This is a genomic window from Mesorhizobium sp. M0292, from assembly GCF_040321695.1.
GTDB lineage: Bacteria > Pseudomonadota > Alphaproteobacteria > Rhizobiales > Rhizobiaceae > Mesorhizobium.
In genome coordinates this window covers 198962-212522 of sequence record NZ_JAMYSB010000001.1, presented here as the reverse complement: position 1 = coordinate 212522, position 13561 = coordinate 198962, and the positions used below count along the sequence as shown (strand labels likewise).

The 13561-nt window shown below is 63.9% G+C and carries 20 protein-coding genes; 1 reads left to right on the top strand and 19 read right to left on the bottom strand.

The window, feature by feature from the left end:
- Positions 1–14 precede the first annotated feature (14 nt).
- Genes NKI96_RS01085 through trbB form a run of 3 tightly spaced genes read right to left on the bottom strand, consistent with a single transcriptional unit; the run spans position 15 to position 1656 of the window.
- Entirely contained in the window at positions 15–311 is a 297-nt protein-coding gene (locus NKI96_RS01085; RefSeq protein ID WP_023694928.1) for a VirB3 family type IV secretion system protein, read from the bottom strand.
- Entirely contained in the window at positions 311–643 is a 333-nt protein-coding gene (locus tag NKI96_RS01080; protein ID WP_023822903.1) for a TrbC/VirB2 family type IV secretion system protein, read from the bottom strand. Before NKI96_RS01080 ends, NKI96_RS01085 begins: the two co-directional genes overlap by 1 nt.
- On the bottom strand, positions 640–1656 hold the full coding sequence (gene trbB / locus NKI96_RS01075; protein ID WP_031198906.1) for a P-type conjugative transfer ATPase TrbB: 1017 nt from the start codon (positions 1654–1656) through the stop codon (positions 640–642). The genes NKI96_RS01080 and trbB overlap by 4 nt, the downstream gene beginning before the upstream one ends.
- A gap of 343 nt (positions 1657–1999) precedes the next feature.
- Between trbB and NKI96_RS01070 the strand changes: the two genes are divergently transcribed.
- Complete coding sequence (locus tag NKI96_RS01070) at positions 2000–2128, top strand: hypothetical protein (RefSeq protein ID WP_023694925.1); 129 nt, start codon at positions 2000–2002, stop codon at positions 2126–2128.
- Positions 2129–2351: 223 nt separating this feature from the next.
- Here NKI96_RS01070 and NKI96_RS01065 read toward each other — a convergent pair whose 3' ends face one another.
- From NKI96_RS01065 to NKI96_RS00990, 16 genes are all read right to left on the bottom strand, one after another.
- On the bottom strand, positions 2352–2669 hold the full coding sequence (locus NKI96_RS01065) for a helix-turn-helix domain-containing protein (RefSeq protein WP_023822904.1): 318 nt from the start codon (positions 2667–2669) through the stop codon (positions 2352–2354).
- Positions 2666–3013, bottom strand: a complete 348-nt coding sequence (locus NKI96_RS01060; RefSeq protein ID WP_031198907.1) for a type II toxin-antitoxin system RelE/ParE family toxin — start codon at positions 3011–3013, stop codon at positions 2666–2668. The genes NKI96_RS01065 and NKI96_RS01060 overlap by 4 nt, the downstream gene beginning before the upstream one ends.
- A gap of 112 nt (positions 3014–3125) precedes the next feature.
- A complete protein-coding gene (locus NKI96_RS01055) occupies positions 3126–3581 on the bottom strand; it encodes a ribbon-helix-helix domain-containing protein (protein WP_023694923.1) in 456 nt (151 codons plus the stop codon).
- 7 nt (positions 3582–3588) lie between these two features.
- Positions 3589–5574 carry a conjugal transfer protein TraG gene (locus NKI96_RS01050; protein WP_023808381.1) on the bottom strand — a complete coding sequence of 662 codons (1986 nt, stop codon included), beginning with the start codon at positions 5572–5574 and terminating at the stop codon, positions 3589–3591.
- 26 nt (positions 5575–5600) lie between these two features.
- Positions 5601–7340, bottom strand: a complete 1740-nt coding sequence (locus NKI96_RS01045) for a relaxase/mobilization nuclease domain-containing protein (RefSeq protein WP_023822905.1) — start codon at positions 7338–7340, stop codon at positions 5601–5603.
- 244 nt (positions 7341–7584) lie between these two features.
- Positions 7585–8358, bottom strand: coding sequence for a lytic transglycosylase domain-containing protein (locus NKI96_RS01040; protein WP_352802577.1), 774 nt, complete (start codon positions 8356–8358; stop codon positions 7585–7587).
- A 3-nt stretch (positions 8359–8361) separates the two neighbouring features.
- Entirely contained in the window at positions 8362–8697 is a 336-nt protein-coding gene (locus NKI96_RS01035; protein ID WP_023715504.1) for a DUF736 domain-containing protein, read from the bottom strand.
- Positions 8698–8766: 69 nt separating this feature from the next.
- Complete coding sequence (locus NKI96_RS01030) at positions 8767–9312, bottom strand: S26 family signal peptidase (RefSeq protein ID WP_031198889.1); 546 nt, start codon at positions 9310–9312, stop codon at positions 8767–8769.
- Entirely contained in the window at positions 9309–9830 is a 522-nt protein-coding gene (locus NKI96_RS01025) for a DUF2840 domain-containing protein (protein ID WP_031198890.1), read from the bottom strand. The genes NKI96_RS01030 and NKI96_RS01025 overlap by 4 nt, the downstream gene beginning before the upstream one ends.
- Positions 9827–10069: a hypothetical protein gene (locus NKI96_RS01020; protein ID WP_023822855.1), complete on the bottom strand. Its 243-nt coding sequence runs from the start codon at positions 10067–10069 to the stop codon at positions 9827–9829. Before NKI96_RS01020 ends, NKI96_RS01025 begins: the two co-directional genes overlap by 4 nt.
- The gene (locus NKI96_RS01015; protein ID WP_023822856.1) at positions 10066–11226 is read right to left on the bottom strand and encodes a replication initiator protein A; all 1161 of its coding nucleotides are present in this window, start codon (positions 11224–11226) and stop codon (positions 10066–10068) included. Before NKI96_RS01015 ends, NKI96_RS01020 begins: the two co-directional genes overlap by 4 nt.
- An 18-nt stretch (positions 11227–11244) precedes the next feature.
- Positions 11245–11526 carry a helix-turn-helix transcriptional regulator gene (locus NKI96_RS01010; RefSeq protein WP_023822857.1) on the bottom strand — a complete coding sequence of 94 codons (282 nt, stop codon included), beginning with the start codon at positions 11524–11526 and terminating at the stop codon, positions 11245–11247.
- Positions 11527–11667: 141 nt separating this feature from the next.
- Positions 11668–12213, bottom strand: a complete 546-nt coding sequence (locus NKI96_RS01005) for a DUF2285 domain-containing protein (RefSeq protein WP_245260693.1) — start codon at positions 12211–12213, stop codon at positions 11668–11670.
- A 16-nt stretch (positions 12214–12229) separates the two neighbouring features.
- Positions 12230–12433 carry a transcriptional regulator domain-containing protein gene (locus NKI96_RS01000; RefSeq protein WP_245260694.1) on the bottom strand — a complete coding sequence of 68 codons (204 nt, stop codon included), beginning with the start codon at positions 12431–12433 and terminating at the stop codon, positions 12230–12232.
- A gap of 131 nt (positions 12434–12564) precedes the next feature.
- On the bottom strand, positions 12565–12825 hold the full coding sequence (locus NKI96_RS00995; protein WP_023715497.1) for a DNA -binding domain-containing protein: 261 nt from the start codon (positions 12823–12825) through the stop codon (positions 12565–12567).
- A 175-nt stretch (positions 12826–13000) separates the two neighbouring features.
- Complete coding sequence (locus NKI96_RS00990) at positions 13001–13327, bottom strand: DUF736 domain-containing protein (protein ID WP_023731557.1); 327 nt, start codon at positions 13325–13327, stop codon at positions 13001–13003.
- Positions 13328–13561 lie beyond the last annotated feature (234 nt).

Below are 13561 nucleotides of genomic sequence, written 5' to 3'. Positions count from 1 at the left end.
CGGTGCGACCTCGCTCAAACAGTGAGATGCGCTGGGATGCGCAAATGCCGGCGAACGACGTCGACGAAAAGCGGATCGCGCTTGGCGGCCCAGACGGCGGCGACATGGCCGATGGCCCAGATGGCGACGCCGACGAGCCAGAGACGCAGTCCCAGCCCCACGGCGCCCGCGAGCGTCCCGTTCATGATGGCAATGGCGCGCGGGGCGCCACCGAGCAGGATCGGCTCGGTCAGCGCCCGGTGCACGAGGACCGCATAACCCGGCACTGCGTAGTCCGGCATTGGGCCGCTCTGTTCGACAGCGCCCGCCATCAGACCAGCGCTCCGCCGCCGAACGAGAAGAACGACAGGAAGAAGCTCGACGCCGCGAAAGCGATGGACAGGCCGAACACGATCTGGATGAGCCGGCGGAAGCCGCCCGACGTGTCGCCGAAGGCGAGTGTCAGGCCGGTGACGATGATGATGATCACCGCTATGATCTTGGCAACCGGGCCTTCGATCGACTGGAGGATCTGTTGCAGCGGTTGTTCCCACGGCATCGACGAGCCGGAGGCATGGGCGGGCGCGGCCATCACCAGGATGAGCGTGGCACCCGTAACTGTCATGGCGAGACGATGGCGCGTGAGGCGCAGGCGTTGGATCATGGATTTTCTCCTTCAGGGTTTTGGACGAGCAAGGTCGGGCCCTCGTCGCCATCGAGGACGGCTGGCGCGACCCGGTAATCACTGTCCGGGCGCAGGCCATCGACACGGGCGAGTTCGGACAGCCGGCGCGCGGAACCGCGGCCGGAAAGGACGGCAACCAGGTCGATCGTTTCGGCGATCAGAGCGCGTGGAACCGTGACGACGGCTTCCTGGATGAGCTGTTCCATGCGGCGGAGCGCGCCAATGGCGCTGCCGGCGTGGATCGTGCCGAGGCCGCCGGGATGGCCGGTGCCCCAGGCCTTGAGCAGTTCGAGCGCCTCGGACCCGCGCACCTCGCCGACCGGGATGCGGTCGGGGCGCAGGCGCAACGATGAGCGGACAAGATCAGATAGAGACGCGACGCCGTCTTTCGTGCGCATTGCCACGAGATTTGGCGCGGCGCATTGCAGTTCGCGCGTATCCTCGATGATGACGACGCGATCGGCGGTCTTGGCCACTTCAGCGAGCAGCGCGTTGATCAGCGTGGTCTTGCCCGTGGAGGTGCCGCCTGCAACGAGAATGTTGGCGCGGTTGGCAACGCCCTGGCGCAGCGTGTCCGCCTGGCGCGCCGACATAATCCCGGCCGCGACATAGTCCTCAAGGGTGAAGATGGCGACGGCGGGCTTGCGGATCGCGAAGGCGGGCGCCGCGACGACGGGAGGAAGAAGCCCCTCGAAGCGCTCGCCCGTCTCGGGCAACTCCGCCGAGACGCGTGGGGCGCCGGCATGGACTTCGGCACCGACATGATGAGCGACGAGGCGAACGATGCGTTCGCCGTCCGCCGCCGACAGGCGCTCTCCTGTGTCGGACAAACCCTCGGACAGGCGATCGATCCACAAACGCCCATCGGGATTGAGCATCACCTCGACGATGCCGGCGTCGTCGAGATAGCGCGCGATCGCGGGTCCGAGCGCTGTGCGCAACATGCGTGCGCCGCGAGCCAGACCTTCTGAATTGTGAGGCGAAGCTGCCATCCTGTCCCCGTTTCGATCCGGGGAACATCGGCGGCCCCTGGACGGGGATGATTAAGAGAGCCGTATCTCGAGTGGTTTCAACACCTATGTCGAGGCGTAGTGACGTAGCGTGCAAATACAGGAGATTGGCGGTGCCGACGTAAACGGCGCAAGGCGGCCATTATTAGTTCTGCTTTAGGTACGGCGATTATATTATGGTCCTCGACAGGACGGGACCCGTAATCCACGTATTAGACTGCGCATGTCACGCCGTACAAAGGCGAATCCGCTGCGACAGCTGCGAGGGTTGCCCAGCGTCTCTTGATTTTGTACCCGGCCAAGATCGAAAACATGGAGCCTGATTATGGACGACTACGACAACGAAAAAGGCGCAAAGCCTGAAGACGTGCGCGCCTCGTTGAAGGGATGGGCTTGGTTTATTGCTCTGACGCTCGGGATCTTTGGTGCCGCCTACGCTTGGATTGAGGTCTAAGCGCGCGCCTTAGGTCCGGGGCTTAGAGAGCCGACGCTGGCGCGCTGCAACACCGTCGATAGCCTCGAAGTCGCTGCGAAGCCCAGCTGCGAAATTGTCGCCGTAGGTCTGACGAAGGGTGTCCACCTTCGTGCGTGCTTTTCGCTAATCCTACCGTCCTGTTGCGGTGGCGCCCATCCAAACCTGGACAATCAATTGTCCGCTCGTAGGCAAAGCTGTCTGATCAAGCGGCTTCAGCACGAGTTGACCGTCGAGGCTTGTGGCGAACCACCACGTCGACCTTGTAGTCGAGCCGGTCCAGACAGCGAACCAGCCTGTCTATTGAAAACTTCCCCGTGCGCCCGGTCGCGATCGCGGAGACGTCGGGCTGCTTCATTCCGAGCAGTTCAGCCGACTTCGCCTGGGTCAGGCGCCGGCGCTTGATAATGGCGCGGATCTCGCGGGCCAGCTTGGCCTTGAGCAATTCCTCTTCGGGATTCTCAAAGCCGAGGTCCGCAAACACGTTGCCGCTGCTCACTTCGGCGGTGATGTCTTCTGTCATGACTTTGTTCCTTTCCCATAGTTTTCGCGGTAGTGAGCCTCGGCCGCCTTCAATCGCACTGTCACGAGATCGATTTCGTGCTTGGGTGTCTCCCTGCCCTTCTTCGACTTCTTGTGGAAGCAATGAAGCACGTAGATCACCCCGGCAAAGCGCACGGCATAGACGGCCCGATAGGTATCTCCGTCGAAGTCGTCGACCACCTCGAGGACGCTGCGGCCCCCAAAGCCCTTCAGGGCCTTGACAGCCGGGTGCTCCTCACCATTCTGCGCGTCGTTGATTGCGACACCCATCAACCGGCGAACATCGACCGGAAACCCGCGCAGGTCGCCCTTCGACGACCCCATCCATACTGCGGGCTTTTGGTTTTTCATTCGCCCTCGCCTTATAGCATACAGACTATACTTTTCAACGAAGAATCCTGATCGAGGCTTGTAAAATCTCAGTCCGCCCGTCCATTTAGCCCACGGGCCTGCCGGGCTGGTTTGTGTCCAGGCCGCCATCGATATCCTCGGAGATTTCCTGTCGGAGCTTTGGACCTTTCGCCAGGCGCCGGCCGAGCGCTGTGACGAAGGCATCATAGCGCTCGCCAGCCTTGGCGTGGGCTGCCTGCGCCGCAGGCTCGGGCAACGCTGGTGTTGTCGCCAGCCAGAAGCGGACGAAAACAGCGAGCGTCTCCACGGCAATTGCGACATCGCGCTCCTGGCGTGTCATACGGCGATCGAGCTGGTCAAGCCGCTTGGTGATCGCCGCCTCCTGTCGCTCGGCGGCATCGGGTGAGAGGAACGACTCGATGGCCGCCTCAGCGACGAGCGACCGTGAAAAATCTCGTCGCGCCGCATGTTCGGCCAGCCTGCTCATGACCTTCGGATCGAGATAGACGGACAGGCGTTGTTTGCGGGGCGGCTTTACCATGGCAGCCTCACATATCCACGCCGTCGCCGGGGTCGAGTGACGCCTGCCGCGCAATGCCCTGCATCAGACGCGTCAGTCGACGGTTGCGGGCAGCCTCGTCTTCCACGTCGTCCAGGTGATCGATCTCGAATTCGTTCTCGGTCGAAGGCTTCACGACCTGATCGACGCGACTGAGCTCGGGTTGCCGACGACGCTCGGAATCAGTTGTGTCGTCATCCGTGGCCGACGGTGCCGACGTGGCTTCAGCAATCTGCGGACGGGAAGGCAGCGGCAGTTTCGTCCAGTCGTCGGGCCTCCCCTCCTCCGCCGCCGCCTTCAGCACCGGCGGCGGCAGGATACGTTCCTGGAAGCGAGCATCCTCATGATAGCGCGCCTTTTTGGCGCGGATCGGCGGTGCACCCGAAACCATGACAATCTCGTCGGTGGATGGGAGCTGCATCACTTCACCCGGCGTGAGCAGAGGGCGAGCCGTCTCCGAGCGGGAGACCATGAGATGACCGAGCCACGGCGACAGCCGGTGGCCAGCATAGTTCCTCATGGCCCTCATCTCGGTCGCTGTTCCCAGCGCGTCGGACACGCGCTTGGCGGTGCGCTCATCATTGGTGGCAAAGCTTACCCGGACATGGCAACTGTCCAGGATCGAGTTGTTGGCGCCGTACGCCCTCTCGATCTGATTGAGGGATTGAGCGATCAGGAAGCTTTTCAGCCCGTAGCCGGCCATGAAGGCGAGCGCCGACTCGAAGAAGTCGAGGCGGCCAAGCGCCGGGAACTCGTCGAGCATCAAAAGCAGCCGGTGCCCTTTCGCCCTCACCTGCAGATCTTCCGTCAAGCGGCGACCGATCTGATTGAGGATCAGGCGAATGAGCGGCTTGGTCCGGTTGATGTCGGACGGCGGCACGACGAGGTAGAGTGTCGTTGGATGCTTGTCGTCGACGAGGTCGCTGATGCGCCAGTCGCAGCGGCGCGTGACCTCGGCCACGACAGGATCGCGATAAAGGCCAAGGAACGACATGGCGGTGGACAGCACGCCGGAGCGCTCGTTGTCTGATTTGTTCAACAGCTCTCGCGCGGCGCTGGCGATGACCGGGTGTGGACCCGCGTCACCCAGATGCGCAGTTTTCATCATTGCGGACAGCGTCGATTCGATCGGCCGCTTTGGATCGGAGAGGAAACCGGCCACGCCAGCAAGCGTCTTGTCCTTCTCGGCGTAGAGGACATGCAAGATCGCGCCGACCAGCAGGGCATGGCTGGTTTTCTCCCAATGGTTTCGCCTCTCAAGCGAGCCTTCGGGATCGACCAGGATGTCGGCAATGTTTTGAACGTCTCGGACTTCCCATTCGCCGCGGCGCACCTCTAGCAGCGGGTTGTAGGATGAGGATTTCGGATTGGTTGGATCGAACAGCAGGACACGGCCATGCCTAGCGCGGAAGCCTGCGGTGAGCTGCCAGTTTTCGCCCTTGATGTCATGGACGACGGCTGAACTCGGCCAGGTCAGCAGCGACGGGACGACGAGGCCGACACCCTTGCCCGAACGTGTGGGCGCAAAGCACAGCACGTGCTCCGGTCCATCGTGGCGCAGATAGGCGCGGTCAAACCGCCCAAGCACCACTCCATCGGAGCCGAGAAGGCCCGTTGCCTTGATCTCCTGCTTGTCGGCCCAGCGGGCGGAGCCGTAGGTCTCGACCTTCTTGGCCTCGCGAGCCCGCCAGACCGACATGCCGATGGCGACGGCGACGCAGGCGAAACCGCCGGAAGCCGCGATAAAGGCTCCCTCCACGAAGATCGACGGCGCGTAGGCATCGAAGCCATACCACCACCAGAAGAAGGACGGCGGAAGGTAAAACGGAAAGCCCAGGACATGGAACCATGGCCTGCCGAGCTCGGGCTGGAACGCCAGGCGCCAGGCCACCCATTGCGTCGCGCTCCAGATGGTGATCAGCACGATCATCAAGACCGCGAGGATCTGGCCCCAGAGTATCTTGGTGGCGGACATAGAAGCGGTCCTTTCTTCACAATGGGTTAGAGACCGAGGCTTCGCTTGCGTGCGAAGCTCCAGTCGATGCCGCCGTCATCGCGAGCGATGCCCGAGACGTGGCGGCCAAAATGCTTTTCGAGAGACGGCGTCCAGGGCACCAGTTGGAAACCGAGGCCGTCATCGATCATGGCGAAGCGGCCCGACGCGAGCGTGAAGCGCTGCCGGCAGGAACCGGCCACAAACTCGCCGCTGCGGACGCGGTTGAAAGGCTGGCCGGTTTCGGCCGAGAGCTTTTCGCCGAGCGCATCCAACTCGCGGCGACGCAGCGTGTCGATCAGGTTGCGAGTGAAGGTTGTGCGTTGGCCATGCCGCTCGCCGAGGCCATGTTGGACGAGGTGGTCGGCACGGCGCTGCATTGCCTGCCGTACCTCGGCGCCGAAACCGGATTCCGACAGCGCAATCGGTTCGCGGGCAATATTCTGACGGTCAAGCCAGGTCGCGCCGGCGGCGGTGACCTGCCGCTCAATATCGAGATCGGAACGGACAGCGAGTGCTGCGCGCCCATGTCCCTGCGCGTCATGGAACTTGCGCAGCTCAACGATGGAACCCGGAGCGCTGTCGCCGGCGGCATCGAGATCGGACAGCTTGATGTGATGGGTGCGGCCGTCGGTGCCATCGACCACGGCGTAGGCACTGCCCTTCAACTCGTCATCGAGACCGCGGTCGACCAGCCGACCGACGATCGGCGTGTCGAGGCGCTCCGCCGCCAGCACATAGGTCGCCGAGCCGCGCTCGATGCCCTGCTCTGTCAGGGCGCGGTGCATCCGCTTGATGATGTCACCGCGCTCGCCAAGCTCGCGCAGCGTTGCCTCGGCCTTGTCGTCGATCATCCATTGGCCCGGGCCGACCTGTTCGGCAAGGCCAACGGTTTCGAGCTTGCGCACCCGCCCGACCTTCAGCACGTGAAACTCATCGGGCTGAGCGTTCGCCGGGGACCCAAGATCGACAACGCCTGTGTCGCGGCCGTCGCGAACAAGCTGCCGGTCAAGCTGGGTCCAGCGTTCGGCTTCGACCTGGCGCTGCAGATTGCGATGGATGTCGAGATCGGTGCGCGGGCCGAGCTCCTGGGTAACAAGATCGGCCGCGCGGGCGCGCATCCCCTCCTTGATGTAATCGCGCGAGATCACAAGATCCTGCCCGTCATCAGTCTGGCCGCGCAGGATGATGTGAAGGTGCGGATTGTCCGTGTTCCAGTGATCGACGCCAGCCCAATCCAGTTTTGTGCCGAGGTCCTTTTCCATCTGGCCCATCAGATCGCGGGCGAAGGATTTGAGGTCCGCCATGTCGACGGCATCTTCGGGCGAGACGATGAAGCGGAAGTGGTGCCGATCATCGCTGCACCGCTCGGCAAAAGCACCGCCATCCACCTCCCCGGCCTCCGGCCCGAACAGCCTGGCCTTCTCCCCGTCACGGGTGACGCCCTCGCGGCGCAGATAGGTGAGATGGGCGGCAAGCGGCGCGGCGCGCGCGTGATGGCGCACCAGCCGCGTCTTGATGATCACGGTTCGCGAGCGGCCGGTGAGGAGACGATTGGCGCGCACGCTCGCCGAGCGGCCACGCCCGAAGGTCGAGCGATTACCGGGACTGATCCGGCCGGAGCGGGAGATACGGGCGCCCGCCTTCTGGGCGGCGGCAAGCGCCTGCGCGATGAAGGGCCTGGCGCGCTGGGTGCCTGACGAGCGGATGCGGCCGGGGCGGATTCGAAGATCGTCCTCGCCAGTCATCTAAAGAGTTCCGCACATCGTGCCAAGGCACAGAAATCACACGCAAATCGTTGTTCGAGCGCGGTGCGCCAGATATTCGCACCTCGCGGAAATCCTGCATAACCTATTGAAACAACACAACCGACCGACGCCGCACCTCGCGGCCTTTTATCTCGCCATCTTCCGGTTGTTCTGCCCACCTTCCGCCTCCATCCACGCCACGGTGCGCGGGAGCATGCGGTTGCGCGAAAACGCCCATGCGCGCTCATGGCTGGATCCTGTCGCCGGCTCGCGCGACGAAGAGGCCTTCGGACAGCGGCACGATGGCGGATACATCGCGCAAGGTGGGCCCAGAGCTCGCGTCATTTGGTGGTCGCTCAGTTGGCACCCGAGCGACAGCTTGTTTGCGATCCGGCTGACCGACGAACAGCGAGCCGCGCTTCCAGGGAATGGCCTCGACAGACGTAACGGCGAAAGGGCGCATACCCTCGCTTTCACCGATCAGGGGCGCAAATGCGGCGACATAGGCGCGGGTCTCGGCCGGTAACGGACGCCCAGTGAGGTAGGCCTGGTAGCGTGCAGGTCCCGCATTGTAGGCGGCCAGAAATCCCGGAGAGCCGAAGCGATCGTGCAGTTCGCGCAGGTACGCCGTTCCAGCCAGGATATTGTCCCGGGCATCGAATGGATCGTGGCCGAGCGACCAGCGGGCGCGCAGTTCATCCCATGTGCCGGGCATGATCTGCATCAAGCCGCGGGCGCCTGCGCTGGACACGGCGCGCACAGCCCCCGCACTTTCCTTGCGCATGATGGCGCGTATCAACGCGGTCGGAACGCCGAAGCGGCGCGAGGCTTCTGCGATATGCGCGCCGAACGGATCGCGTTGCGACGATCGTGTGAGAGGTGTTTCCTGCGCCAAGGTCGCCGCCGGCATGACGGTCGCAACGGACAGGCCGCAAAGGAGGAGCAGAGCCATGCGCCGGGCAGCGCGAAGCGGCCCGGGCGCATTGCGATGGCTCGTCGACGGACGGCGAGCGCGCATCGTTCAATCCTTCTCGCTACGGTCGCGCGGGCGCGCCCAGTGCAGCGACCAGGACGTCTTGTCGTCGCCATTGCGAAAGAGGTTGGCGCGTATCGGCTGCGCGAAGGTCGGGTCGTCGAGCTGGATCGAGACATAGTCTCCGGCCTTTTCGCTGGAGCGTTTCCAGCCGGCGCCGATCTCGGGGCCGTCCTCGCTTGCGGCGTGAACGCGATAGTCAGGCGCATTCTCCGTTTCGCTCGCCTCTGCCGCCACAATGGCGATATCCAGGTTGAGACTGAGCGTGTGGATGCGCCCGCGATAGCCAGTCTTCTGGCGCGTGAATTCCCCGATCTGTTGCATGTCTGGCTCCTGTTTTCAGTTGTGCGGTGATGAAGACTGGCGGCACGACGCGCGCCGCCGGTCGCGCGCTCACCGCGTGGGCGCGCGCCATTCGAAGCGGCCGTTGCCGTCCTCGTCGGTCCACAGCGGGACGGCGCGGCCGATGATCTGGGCGGTGGAAGTGGGGCCGAAGTAGCGGCCGTCGAAGCTGTCGCGGACATGCCGGTTCATCAGGAAGACTTCGCCGCTCGCGATGCGGCGGCAACCCTGCCAGACCGGCAGGTCACGGCCGGCCCGGTCACGCGTCAACGCCATCCCCGCCTCGATACCATCGACAGTGATGGTGAGGTTCAAGCGACAGACCCATTGCCCGGCAACGCCAAGGATGCGCTTCAGGAGTGGCACGCCCCTCGGCAGATAGCCGCGATCGGCGAGGAACGCCGCGAGCGGCTCAGGCGCGTCGACGGCCACAAGATCGGTGACCTCGAAGGGTCCGTCGAAGTCGATCGTGTAGAAGCCGATCGGTGCGCTGGCTGACGCATTCCAGATGAGCTTCGCGGGCATCGAAGTGAGGCCGGGATGACCGACGCCCATGGTTGCGATAACGCTGGCTAAGATGATCCCGGCGCGCGTCACGGCTCGGTCCTCTTGCGCAGCAGGAAGGCACGATGTTGGTCGAGTGTGTAGCTGCGCGGCGCATGGCCGGCGGTTATCCGGTTGTGGATGTGCCGCCAATGATCGGGCGACACCGACTCAGGCTCGATGCCGAGGCGCTGAATGGCGTCAATCGCCTGCAGCACGCGTTCGACCTTGGGCCAGCTCTCGACCTTCAGCAGGATGTCGCCGCCGGGTCGCACGAAGGGCAGCGTCTGATAGGCTTCGCCAGACGCGACCGCACGCACGATATCGATGCGTGAGAAGATCGTTCCGAAGTCGTTCGCGGCCCAGCGCACGAACGCGAAGACCGTGCCGGGGCGAAAGGACAGGATGCGCCGGCGACGATCAACGATCTGTTCGCGGGCGTGCGTGCCGAAAAGGATCCAGTTCTCCTGTCTCTTCGCGACCCAGGTCAGTTCGACATGGACGAGATCGTCGCGAGCGTGGTGCGTGGCCGGGAACGCGTCGCGCATGCGGGGAGCCGCGATGCCCATCATTTCGGTTCTCCTGATGTGGTGGGAAATTCGCGCGCGAGCCTCGCGCGCAGCGTGTCGGCGACGCTGATGTCGTGCTGGAGAGCGGCGATGCGGTCGCGCTCCTGAGTCGTCAGCTCGGTGGTCGGGCGCACGACGAAAATCGCGAACTGATTTCCCTTGGAGGTCAATTCACGGGCGAGATGCAGCGTCAAAGTTGCCTTGCCGACACGGCTCTTTCGATTGAGGGGTGCGGCGCTCATCGGGTGGCTCCCGAGCGCGGATCAAGCGGCGGAGTCGGACCTTCGGAAGCGCTGGTTGCCGTGATGCGACCGCCAGAAACCGATGGCGCATTGGAGGTCTTGTCGGTCTCTATCCCGAGTGCGTCGCTGGTTCGGCGGATCAGCCTCTGCACATTGCGCGCGCGTTCTTCAAAGTTAGAATCTGGGTTAGAGTCTAAGTTAAGGGCGCGATTTCTGCTTTGCTTTCCTAGGGTTAGGCCCCGTTTCGGTTCCTGATAGCACGAGCCTGCGGTTCCCGATGGCACGATAGGTCCGGTTCCCGATAGCACGAGGCCGTCCACAGGCCTTCCACAGGAGCCGATCCGCTCGAAGGCAAGCAGAACCCGGCCGCCAATCTCCACTTCCAGCGCAAGGGTGTAGCCGGGCAGCGGCTGGCGGCGGATGATGTCGCGCAGCTCGAAGGCAAAGCGCTTGTAGGGCGACAGGCTGCCGGATTTCTGGTGAAGGTGACGGAAGTCGAAGCGCCAGCCGTCGCGCTGGCGTCCGCCATGCTTGCGCACCAGCCGATAGAGCCAGCGCTCCAGCCCCCCAGTCAGGTCGAAATAGGCCCGATTGATCGTCAGCACGAGCGCGTCATCGAGGACCGCCCGGTAGAACCAGTCGGGGACGATCAACTCGATCCCCGCGGGCTTGCCATGGCGGTCGATGCGCTCCTGCCACTCATTGATCCAAGAGAAGCGGTGACGCCGGCCTTCGGCGGGCTGACGAATTGTCGTCGAGACGGTGGTCGACTGCAGTCGATCAAGCCCCGCCTTCAGGCGCTGATAGTCGCGCAGGCTCTTGCCGCGGCCGACGAAGGTAAGGATCTCATAGGGCGTTGCGGCCATAAGGCGCGAGGTGCGAAGCCCGGTGTCACGGGCCTCGACGATCTGGCTCGCGGCCCAGATCAGGATGTCGGCGTCCCAGATGGTCGCCATGCCATGATCGGGTACGGCCTCGACCCGGATCGTGACGTCGCCGGCGGCAAAATCGATCGGGGTGATGCGATGGGTCTTGGAAAGTGAGAAGAACGGATAGGCCATGAGATCCTGCGCGTCTCGTGGGGCGAAGTCGCCAGGCAGCGCCCGGAAAAGGTCGAGCTGCCCGCGGTCCGAAAGGGATTGGTTTCGCGCCACCATCTGGAAATCCGCGCGCGGTCAGCGTGCGTATCGTCCGCCATGCGCCGGCAGCGTCGGTGTATGACGCTTCGCGGGCAGGACCGACCCACGCGGATCGGATGTCGAAGTGACAGCGCCGCGTTCGGCCCAGGCCTGAAGGTCGTCGACGGCATAGACGACGCGGCCGCCGAGCTTTCGGTAGGAAGGACCAGTGCCATAGGTCCGGTGCTTTTCCAGCGTGCGGGCGGACAGGCTGAGGAAATCCGCGGCTTCCTTGGTGCGCAGGAAGCGCGGCGGCAAAACGGCGATATCGGGTCGCATGGGTCGAACCTCCGTGGGGTTTTGGGCAGCCGCTGGCGTTCAGCGGTGGACGGAGACCACGGTGGCGGAGAGTAAGCTTCGTCCGGGATGGGGAAATTGAGGGGGGTTAAAACTCCACCCCTTTTGCGCGGCCAGACCCCGCTAGGATCGGCGGCGATGACGCAGGATTTGCAAATAGCCGCCGCCGATCATGGCGGTGGCGCCTTCGACGAGACCGATCACCGCATCGCGCAGCGCGGAGGTCTTCCAGGGATCAGCGGCGACGCGCTTAAACCCGTAAAGGGCGATGGCAATGTCGCGGTAGCTCGCGCCATTCGAGTGGCCGTCAGCGGCCTGCATCATCAGACGAAAGCGGCGTCGCTGCTGCGGGGTCATCCGCGTGTCCGAAGGTGTGGGGCGTCCCTGCAAGGAACGCCAGAAGCGGGTGAGTGCTTCGATCCGTCCCAACGTTTCCTCGTCCAGGGGAATCAAGGCTGCCAGAGGGCTGTGCGGGTCACTGCCGGGCAGAAGGAGAAGTTGAGTGACAACACCTGCACTATGGACAAAGTGGTGCCCTTCCGGGCTGTCGTGGACCACGCCCAGGCCGGTCAACGGCGCCGATCGCAAGGACGACAGGAATTCCGGCGCCGGCACGAGAGAAACCACAGCTGGATCGACGTCAGGCGACCACAGAACGTCTTGCGCCAAGGCGGACAAATCCGGCCTAGCCGGGAAATCGCAACCCCCACAGCCGCTGTGCCTCAGGCCGGAATGGTGCTTTCTCGGCTCTTGCGGTCAGGAGCGCTCGGTAGTGCCGTTGATAGGGTTCGTGACGTCGCAGACACTCCCAGGCGAGCCCTTCGATTGGTAAAGTATCGAAATAATCGTAGCTGTCATTGTCTCGCCAATGCGACGTATCCGGCCTCATCCAAGAGCTCCTCGCAAACGCGTAGACCCCGCCTCCAAACGATTCCGGGTTGTAGCGATTGGCGGAAGACCCTTGCCGGGCATCGGGTGATGCCACTTCGGCATCACCCGCGAACCGCAGGCGCTGTGGTGCTAGTTGCCGGGTCGACGCAAGAGATGACGGTAGCCTGCACGCGCCATCCAGCGCGCTCGCGCCAGATGGCTGTCGTGGATGCGCCGGGCGCGTTGTGGCTCCTTCGTCAGATCAATGCCGAAGAGAATTTCGACCACCTCGCGCCAGTCCGCGCCGTCGTCGGCGGCGTCAAGCAGGCGCATATAGAGCTTGACGTGTTCCCGATCGTATTCGGTGAGTTCGTCACTGGTCGGCGCGGTTTCGTCAAACGGCTCGATCATCGCTTGCCTCGTCTTCATCGTGTGAGCCTGCATTTTATAGAAGCAATTTTGCCAGCGGAGGATGGTTGATCAGCATCGGGCGATGCGGTTTCGGCATCGCTCTCGGCTTGGGAGAACCGAACCGGACGTCCGCGGAAGAAGGCCCCGGCCTTCCGGCCGGGGCCTGCGCGGGTCCTTAGTCACCCCGCCGCGCGTTCGGGCGGGACCAGATGAGCGAGAAACCCTCACCTTCCTCGTCGTCGAAGAGGTTGGCGTAGATCGGTGCGTTGAAGCTCGGATCGTCGAGCTTGAGGCCCAGGTAGTCGCGGCCCTCGTTGGAGGTCTTCGACCATGCGGCCCCGATCTCGGCGCGGCCGACCAGCACCCGGTGGCTGGGAGCGTTCTCGCCAGTGGCGCGGGTGTCTGGGACGATGCGCACGTTCTTGGCCTGGACGCTGAGGGTGACGATTTCACCGGTGAATTCGTTCGAGGCGGACTTCTTGAAGGTGCCGATGGTAGCCATTGTAAGTCTCCGTTTTCTGTTCCGAGCCCGCACCATGCGGCCTCGATGGCGATCGGTTGGCCGGAGGCGACCGACGACGCATCGCTTGCGACCGAAGCAAAGCGGAGGACGGCGCAAGAACGACTTTCTTGTCTCGCGAGGAATGGCGGCGCTCGGGGTCCCAATGCGCTTGCCGCATGGGGTGGGCGCTGGCAGGGGAAGAAAGTCGAGACGCGCCGTTGCGGCCCAGGCGGT

What these genes read in the sequence shown, in the direction of transcription:
- NKI96_RS01010 (WP_023822857.1), bottom strand. Translation starts at nt 11,526, where the DNA reads ATGCGACCCGATATCGCCGTTTTGCCGCCGCGCTTCCTGCGCACCAAG.
- NKI96_RS01070 (WP_023694925.1), top strand. Translation starts at nt 2,000, where the DNA reads ATGGACGACTACGACAACGAAAAAGGCGCAAAGCCTGAAGACGTGCGC.
- NKI96_RS00990 (WP_023731557.1), bottom strand. Translation starts at nt 13,327, where the DNA reads ATGGCTACCATCGGCACCTTCAAGAAGTCCGCCTCGAACGAATTCACC.
- NKI96_RS01050 (WP_023808381.1), bottom strand. Translation starts at nt 5,574, where the DNA reads ATGTCCGCCACCAAGATACTCTGGGGCCAGATCCTCGCGGTCTTGATG.
- NKI96_RS01085 (WP_023694928.1), bottom strand. Translation starts at nt 311, where the DNA reads ATGGCGGGCGCTGTCGAACAGAGCGGCCCAATGCCGGACTACGCAGTG.
- NKI96_RS01000 (WP_245260694.1), bottom strand. Translation starts at nt 12,433, where the DNA reads ATGAGGCCGGATACGTCGCATTGGCGAGACAATGACAGCTACGATTAT.
- NKI96_RS01025 (WP_031198890.1), bottom strand. Translation starts at nt 9,830, where the DNA reads ATGATGGGCATCGCGGCTCCCCGCATGCGCGACGCGTTCCCGGCCACG.
- NKI96_RS01060 (WP_031198907.1), bottom strand. Translation starts at nt 3,013, where the DNA reads ATGGGGTCGTCGAAGGGCGACCTGCGCGGGTTTCCGGTCGATGTTCGC.
- trbB (WP_031198906.1), bottom strand. Translation starts at nt 1,656, where the DNA reads ATGGCAGCTTCGCCTCACAATTCAGAAGGTCTGGCTCGCGGCGCACGC.
- NKI96_RS01055 (WP_023694923.1), bottom strand. Translation starts at nt 3,581, where the DNA reads ATGGTAAAGCCGCCCCGCAAACAACGCCTGTCCGTCTATCTCGATCCG.
- NKI96_RS01065 (WP_023822904.1), bottom strand. Translation starts at nt 2,669, where the DNA reads ATGACAGAAGACATCACCGCCGAAGTGAGCAGCGGCAACGTGTTTGCG.
- NKI96_RS01040 (WP_352802577.1), bottom strand. Translation starts at nt 8,358, where the DNA reads ATGCGCGCTCGCCGTCCGTCGACGAGCCATCGCAATGCGCCCGGGCCG.
- NKI96_RS01035 (WP_023715504.1), bottom strand. Translation starts at nt 8,697, where the DNA reads ATGCAACAGATCGGGGAATTCACGCGCCAGAAGACTGGCTATCGCGGG.
- NKI96_RS01015 (WP_023822856.1), bottom strand. Translation starts at nt 11,226, where the DNA reads ATGGTGGCGCGAAACCAATCCCTTTCGGACCGCGGGCAGCTCGACCTT.
- NKI96_RS00995 (WP_023715497.1), bottom strand. Translation starts at nt 12,825, where the DNA reads ATGATCGAGCCGTTTGACGAAACCGCGCCGACCAGTGACGAACTCACC.
- NKI96_RS01045 (WP_023822905.1), bottom strand. Translation starts at nt 7,340, where the DNA reads ATGACTGGCGAGGACGATCTTCGAATCCGCCCCGGCCGCATCCGCTCG.
- NKI96_RS01020 (WP_023822855.1), bottom strand. Translation starts at nt 10,069, where the DNA reads ATGAGCGCCGCACCCCTCAATCGAAAGAGCCGTGTCGGCAAGGCAACT.
- NKI96_RS01080 (WP_023822903.1), bottom strand. Translation starts at nt 643, where the DNA reads ATGATCCAACGCCTGCGCCTCACGCGCCATCGTCTCGCCATGACAGTT.